Source organism: Anaerobacillus alkaliphilus (genome assembly GCF_004116265.1).
In the GTDB taxonomy this organism is placed as follows: Bacteria; Bacillota; Bacilli; order Bacillales; family Anaerobacillaceae; genus Anaerobacillus; species Anaerobacillus alkaliphilus.
In genome coordinates, this window is sequence record NZ_QOUX01000039.1 from 222220 (window position 1) to 228724 (window position 6505).

The 6505-nt window shown below is 35.4% G+C and carries 8 protein-coding genes, 1 rRNA gene and 1 pseudogene; 9 read left to right on the forward strand and 1 reads right to left on the reverse strand.

The window, feature by feature from the left end; all coding sequences use genetic code 11:
- Nucleotides 1-129 precede the first annotated feature (129 nt).
- The 7 genes and pseudogenes from DS745_RS25520 to perR form a co-directional block, all read left to right on the forward strand.
- Nucleotides 130-258, forward strand: a pseudogene (locus DS745_RS25520) (daunorubicin ABC transporter ATP-binding protein); the annotation flags it as partial.
- The gene (locus tag DS745_RS12805) at nucleotides 255-1046 is read left to right on the forward strand and encodes an ABC transporter permease (RefSeq protein WP_129078637.1); all 792 of its coding nucleotides are present in this window, start codon (nucleotides 255-257) and stop codon (nucleotides 1044-1046) included. The pseudogene DS745_RS25520 and the gene DS745_RS12805, both read left to right, overlap by 4 nt.
- A 4-nt stretch (nucleotides 1047-1050) precedes the next feature.
- A complete protein-coding gene (locus tag DS745_RS12810; RefSeq protein ID WP_129078638.1) occupies nucleotides 1051-1836 on the forward strand; it encodes an ABC transporter permease in 786 nt (261 codons plus the stop codon).
- A gap of 61 nt (nucleotides 1837-1897) precedes the next feature.
- On the forward strand, nucleotides 1898-2329 hold the full coding sequence (locus DS745_RS12815; protein ID WP_129078639.1) for a potassium channel family protein: 432 nt from the start codon (nucleotides 1898-1900) through the stop codon (nucleotides 2327-2329).
- Between the two features lie 148 nt (nucleotides 2330-2477).
- Entirely contained in the window at nucleotides 2478-2948 is a 471-nt protein-coding gene (gene bcp, locus DS745_RS12820) for a thioredoxin-dependent thiol peroxidase (RefSeq protein WP_129078640.1), read from the forward strand.
- A gap of 149 nt (nucleotides 2949-3097) precedes the next feature.
- Nucleotides 3098-4048, forward strand: a complete 951-nt coding sequence (locus DS745_RS12825; protein ID WP_129078641.1) for a D-2-hydroxyacid dehydrogenase — start codon at nucleotides 3098-3100, stop codon at nucleotides 4046-4048.
- Between the two features lie 135 nt (nucleotides 4049-4183).
- Complete coding sequence (gene perR, locus DS745_RS12830; protein ID WP_129078642.1) at nucleotides 4184-4618, forward strand: peroxide-responsive transcriptional repressor PerR; 435 nt, start codon at nucleotides 4184-4186, stop codon at nucleotides 4616-4618.
- 50 nt (nucleotides 4619-4668) lie between these two features.
- On the opposite strand, the gene DS745_RS12835 is transcribed toward perR, so the two are convergent.
- Nucleotides 4669-5016 (reverse strand): YgzB family protein, encoded by a 348-nt coding sequence (locus DS745_RS12835; RefSeq protein WP_129078643.1) that lies wholly within the window; start codon nucleotides 5014-5016, stop codon nucleotides 4669-4671.
- A 208-nt stretch (nucleotides 5017-5224) separates the two neighbouring features.
- On the opposite strand from DS745_RS12835, the gene DS745_RS12840 reads away from it, so the two are divergent.
- Nucleotides 5225-6070 (forward strand): nucleotidyltransferase-like protein, encoded by an 846-nt coding sequence (locus tag DS745_RS12840; RefSeq protein ID WP_161568257.1) that lies wholly within the window; start codon nucleotides 5225-5227, stop codon nucleotides 6068-6070.
- Nucleotides 6071-6404: 334 nt separating this feature from the next.
- Nucleotides 6405-6505, forward strand: a 16S ribosomal RNA gene (locus DS745_RS12845); the annotation flags it as partial.

Consider the following 6505-nt stretch of genomic DNA (forward strand, 5'->3'; position numbering starts at 1 on the left):
GCGGTCGAAGGGAAACAGGTCGAATTTGAGTTTTTATTAGAAGTGAGTGGCGATGATCTTCCGGGAAATGCAAAAGTTCATTGGGAGCAAAAGGATGCGACTACATGGAAAGCTAATGTTGATGGTGATGAACGAGTCATCTCTGAATTAATTAGTGTTGTGGTTCAGAAAAATCCAATAAAAAATGTTCGGATTAATGAAATTTCGACCGAAGAGATTATTAGGAAAATTTACGAAGAAGGAATGGCAACTTCATGAGTAAGTACATGGAAATGATTCGGGTCCGCTTCCTAATGATGCTGGCTTATCGTACAAACTATTATAGTGGAATTTTAATTTATAGTATTAACATTGGTGCTTATTATTTTCTTTGGACAGCAATTTATGGTGGAAAAGAAGAAATTCAAGGATTGTCGGTAATACAAATGACAACCTATGTAGCTGTAGCCTGGATGGCTCGTGCATTTTATTTTAATAATATTGACCGTGAAATTGCCAATGAAATAAAAGATGGTAAAGTAGCGATTGAAATGATTCGACCGTATAATTACCTCGGAATGAAAACGATGCAAGGTCTCGGGGAAGGGCTGTTTCGCTTATTGTTCTTCTCAGTTCCAGGAATGTTTATTGTGGCATTGCTTTTTCCGATCAGTTTCTCGGCCAATTTCTCTACATGGATGATGTTTTTCGTTTCGTTAATCTTTAGTTTTATTGTTAATACCCAGATAAATTTGCTCACAGGAATTATGACATTCTTCCTATTTAATAATTCTGGCTTAATTAGAGCCAAAAGAGTGGTTATTGATTTGTTTTCAGGTCTATTGTTACCAATCTCTTTTTATCCGCTCTGGGCACAGTCAGTAATGATGTATTTACCCTTTCAAGCAATTAGTTATATTCCTAGTATGATTTTTACAGAGGGCTTTGTTGGTAATGAAATCTATACGGCTGTTATGTTGCAAGCATTTTGGGCACTTATTCTCATCGTGCCAATCCAATTATTGTGGATCGTTGCAAGAAAACAACTGATTGTGCAGGGAGGCTAATGTTATGTTTTATATCGATATATTCTTTCAATATGCCTCGCAATATTTAAAGACAAGACTCACATATCGGGTTGACACAGTAGTTGAAATCTTTTCAGATTTGTTGTTTCAAGCGGTAAACTTGATTTTTATTTTAGTTGTATTTGGACATACGGCTTTTTTAAGTGGCTGGAGTCGAGATGAAATAATTTTCATTTATGGGTTCTTCTTAGTACCATATGCGTTATTTTCGGCCTTTTTTAATATATGGGATTTTAACGATCGTTATATTGTAAAAGGGGAAATGGACCGAGTGCTCACTCGACCGATCCATAGCCTTTTTCAAATCATCATGGAGCGCATGGAATTGGAATCGCTTTTCGGTGTTATTACAGGTCTAGCGATTATGTATTACGCAGGTATGAATTTAGGACTTACACCTGCATGGTATGATCTGTTTATCTTTATTGCTATGGTTATTGGTGGAGCTTTCATATATGCTGGTATTTTTATTTCGTTGGCGAGTATTGGCTTTTGGTCAGACAGTCGTACGGACATTATGCCGATGATGTACAATATCGGTAACTATGGAAGGTATCCAGTGGATATTTATCATCGGGTAATTCGTTATATTTTAACATGGATATTACCTTTCGCATTTGTGGGGGTCTATCCTGCAGCCTACTTTTTAAATAGAGAAGAGTGGTATCATTACGCATTTTTAACGCCTGTTATGGGTTTAATATTTTTAAGTATTGCTGTGTTCCTATGGAACGCTGGGGTAAAAAAGTATCGTGGAGCAGGGAACTAACTACTTTGCCTGTCCTATTTTTAACCACCTCTTCATACAATTTGGAGAGGTGGTTTTAATTATGGAGAATTTCATTCTATCTTTGGTTATCCTCGTAGCGATTGCTGGAATCATGATGAGTGTCTTGTTATTACTGAAAAATAAGCCAATTCTTCGAGGGAAGCAAATATCAATTCGTAATTTCTTTGTATTATTAATTGTTTATATGACGGTTGCAATGGGATTTGGCTGTATTTATATATCCTTACAGTTAATGGGAATTTCTGTATTGACTGAAGGAAATTATGAGGTTGGTGGATCATTTTTTCATTTACTGGAGGACGCAATGTATTTTAGTGTGGTCACAATTCTTTCGGTCGGTTATGGAGATATAACACCTTTAGGAATTGGTAGATGGGTGGCGATGCTTGAAGCGTTTTTTGGCTATTTGCTGCCGACAGCATTTGTTGTTTCAACTGTTATTCAATTAAAAGATAGAGTCAAAGCTAACTAGTTGTATAAATGGATAAGATTGGTTACCCTTAGAGGGAGAATTGTGAATTATGAATTATGAATTATGAATTGAGAAAGAACTGCTAGGAATGCTTCGAAGATTTCGTGAAAACATTCATAATTTACTATTTAAATGGAGGGGTAATTAAATGACATTGGAAATTGGCCAGTTGGCACCTGAGTTTTCGTGTGATGCTAGTAATGGTGAGAAGGTGAAATTATCAGATTTTCGAGGTAAGAATGTGGTTCTATATTTTTATCCGAAAGATATGACACCAGGATGTACGACGCAAGCGTGTGATTTTCGAGACTACCATCAAAATTTCGAGGAGGTGAATGCGGTAATCCTTGGAGTTAGTCCTGATCCCTTAGATCGTCATGACAAGTTCATTGAAAAGCACGGCTTACCATTTCTATTACTAGCTGACGTGGATCACCAGCTAGCCGAAGCTTATGATGTTTGGAAATTAAAGAAGAATTTTGGGAAAGAGTACATGGGAATTGAACGCTCTACCTTTATTATTGATGGTGAAGGAAAAATTGTAAAGGAATGGCGGAAAGTGAAAGTGAAAGATCACGTGACAGAAGCCTTGCAGTTTATTAAAGATAATCTTCAGTAAAATTTAATAAAAACATGACGTTTGTCTATACAGCAATTTTTCTTTGGAATAAAGATACATTACGTAAATGTTTTTCCCTACTCAAACAATCTTTGCGAGAATATACGTTATTCTCGCTCTTTTTTTATGATTTTATGGAGGTAGTTATAATGAAGGTAGTTTCTACTGCAAAACTAAAAACAGAGATTAAAGAAAGGTTGATTACTACATTTGAGCATATAAAGTTTTGTTTTTTTAAAAACATAAACGATGCGATCGATGATTTGGTAGATAGTGATATCCTAATAACCTACGGTGAGGATCTTACTGGAGAGATAATAGAAAAAATGAAGAACTTACAATGGATCATGGTTATTTCGGCAGGGGTGGACAGGTTGCCTTTTGAAGCAATCAAGGAGAAAAAAATTCTAGTGACTAATGCAAGAGGCATTCATAAAATACCAATGGCTGAATATACGATGGCGATGATTCTCCAGGTCGTGAAGCAAACAAGACGGTTATTAGAAAGTGAACAGAAACGGAATTGGGATCGTAGAATACAGATGACTGAATTACATGGAAAAACGTTAGGGATTTTAGGGGCGGGGGCTATTGGAAAGGAAATAGCAACTTTTGCAAAAGTTTTTCAGATGAAAACGGTGGGTCTTAATAGTAGTGGTAAGCCCGTGGAAAGCTTCGATCAGATGGTAACGATGAAGAACATTGATGAGCTTCTTTCCAAGAGTGATTTTGTTGTCTCGGTATTACCTAGTACGCCTCGAACAGATGGACTAATTGATAAGGGGTTCTTTGATAGAATGTTACCCCACGCTGTATTTATGAACATTGGTCGAGGAAAAACAGTTGTTGAAAAAGATTTGCTTGAAGCGTTACGTGAACAAAAAATTGCTCATGCGGTATTGGATGTATTTGAGCGCGAACCACTACCTAGTGATCATCCTTTTTGGAAAATGGATAATGTGACGGTCACCCCGCATATCTCAGGTATATCGCCACAATATCAGTTTAGGGCAATTGAGATATTTGAGAAAAACCTCCAAGCTTATCTAAAAGGAAGTGAAGATTTTTGTAATGTAATTGATGTAACTAAGGGATACTAGAATTGAATGAAACCTTGGTATAATAGTTTTTCATCATGTGTTTGTTGTTTACGTTGACAGATTTTGTAGGTGTATAATATACTAATTATAAATATTACAATGTAAGAATTCATATTTAAGGAGAGGTGTTGTTATATGGCACATCGTCTACAAGAAGCACTTGACTCTTTAAAAAGTACGAAAGTTCGTATGACACCTCAACGTCATGCCATATTAGAGTATTTGTATAATGCACATACTCACCCTACAGCGGATGAAATATATAAAGCTTTAGAAGGTAAGTTTCCTAATATGAGTGTAGCTACTGTTTACAATAACTTACGTGTTTTTAAAGATGTTGGCCTAGTAAAAGAATTAACATATGGTGACTCTTCAAGTAGGTTTGACTGCATTACGTCTGATCATTATCATGTGATTTGTGAGAACTGTGGAAAAATCGTAGACTTTCACTATCCAGGCTTAGATGAAGTAGAAACATTGGCAGAACATGTTACCGGTTTTAAAGTTAAAAGCCACCGTATGGAGATTTATGGTGTCTGTCCAGAATGCCAAAGAAAAGAACAACATTAAAAAAGAAGCGCCTTTAATATAGAAGGCACTTCTTTTTCTTTTCTTTTTAATTACTGTTTTCGATTATATTTTAGATCAAAATCTTTACCTTCAAGTTCTTTATCTAGAGTTAGTGGTTCGTTACAGTACATACAAGCATCAACTCTCCCTAACATCTTCGTTGGCTTCCCACAACTTGGGCAAATGACTTGGACAGTTTTTGTTGAAATCATCCCAACCCAAAAATAAACAATTGTACTTAAGATAATACAAAGAAAGCCAAGAACCATAAACAAGGTCATTAAAAATGGTGAGGCTTGAAAGAATATACCACCATACATAATAATAATTCCGATAAAAACAAGTGCTAGTGCGATCGTACGGAACTTATTGATTTTGCTACTATATTTAAATGCCAATGTACTGACCTCCGTAGTAAGTTTCTATAGTTATATACAATTATAAAGTATAGCATAAAGATTTAAATTACAATAACTAATAACGTTGATATTTTTCTATAGTAAAAAGCTCATAATTTTACATGAAGTAAATCTCGTGCTCTTGAAGGTATAAGGAAACGATTGTCGAACATGTATTTGTAGAATGGTTCGATTAGGAGGAAAATACTTGGAGCATTTATTAGAAGTCACAATACGCCAAACGATAAATGACGATAATACGGTAGGTTTGCTATATGTTGATAAAGAAACAAGTGATGATACTGAATTGGATGCTGTTTTAATTAGAATTGTAAAGACACCAGAGCATGATACTCTTTTGCATTACAACAATGCAACAAAATCTGTTGAATATAGAATCGTTGAATTGGAGCGTATCTCACGTATCTTGGTCAATGGACAGGACCGCCGTTTAGTTGAGTGGTTGATTAATGGGAAAATTGTTTCTGAGAAAGAAGAATCTATCTCTACTCTTAGAAAAGAAATCCTTGATAAAAATAAAAGATATAAGATAGCAGTTGAGTTTTCTCGGTTAGTTCGAAAATATACAGAAGCGAAACGTCTGTTTGACAAAGGTCATTTTTTAGATGCTTTTAATTCAATCTTGTACTCTTTGCACCATTTAGCCAGAATTTCTGTAATTGAACATGGGATTTACCCAGAAGTAACAGTTTGGCAACAAGTAAAAAAGTTAGAGCCGGAGATATATAAACTTTATGATGAAATGGTCACAGGAGAAGAAAGTATTGAGAAAAGAATTGATCTCTTATTAATTGCGCTCCATTTCGCTATTACTTCCAAAACAAAAACTGGATCGAGCCATCTAATTGAAGTTATGAAGGAAAGTGATCGCCCTTGGAGTATAGAAGCTTTGTCTGGTCATCATTCTTTGAAGGAGTATGGTGATGACCTTGTTGTATTGCTTGAATACTTAGTTCAAAAAGGGATCATTGACTTTGTAAAGTATGAAACAGAGCTAGAGGGTGTGTACTTTCGACATTATTATATAAAGTAAAACAAAAATGTGGTTGACTTTATTGTTTGAGGTGATATAATAAATTTTGTCGCTAAAAACGATATGAGCTTTGCCGTCAAATACCTTTTAAAAAGGTATTGACTCGAATCAGAAGAAATGTTATAGTAATAAAGTCGCTGATTTGAGAAGCGCTCAACAAACTTTCTTAAGTTGTTGACACGGTAATGTTATCGTGGTATAATAAAATTCCTGTCGTCGAAAAACGGCAAGTGAAAAAAATCGTTCTTTGAAAACTGAACACACAGCCAAGCGAATTAAAGAGATAGTAAATATCTCGTCAATGAATTATTATTTTTGAGCTATATCAAACACTTTTATGGAGAGTTTGATCCTGGCTCAGGACGAACGCTGGCGGCGTGCCTAATACATGCAAGTCGAGCGGAGAATGAAAAGCTTGCTTTTCAATCTTAGCGG

Coding starts and splice junctions, on each gene's coding strand:
- DS745_RS12805 (WP_129078637.1), top strand. CDS start 255: ATGAGTAAGTACATGGAAATGATTCGGGTCCGCTTCCTAATGATGCTG.
- DS745_RS12810 (WP_129078638.1), top strand. CDS start 1,051: ATGTTTTATATCGATATATTCTTTCAATATGCCTCGCAATATTTAAAG.
- DS745_RS12815 (WP_129078639.1), top strand. CDS start 1,898: ATGGAGAATTTCATTCTATCTTTGGTTATCCTCGTAGCGATTGCTGGA.
- bcp (WP_129078640.1), top strand. CDS start 2,478: ATGACATTGGAAATTGGCCAGTTGGCACCTGAGTTTTCGTGTGATGCT.
- DS745_RS12825 (WP_129078641.1), top strand. CDS start 3,098: ATGAAGGTAGTTTCTACTGCAAAACTAAAAACAGAGATTAAAGAAAGG.
- perR (WP_129078642.1), top strand. CDS start 4,184: ATGGCACATCGTCTACAAGAAGCACTTGACTCTTTAAAAAGTACGAAA.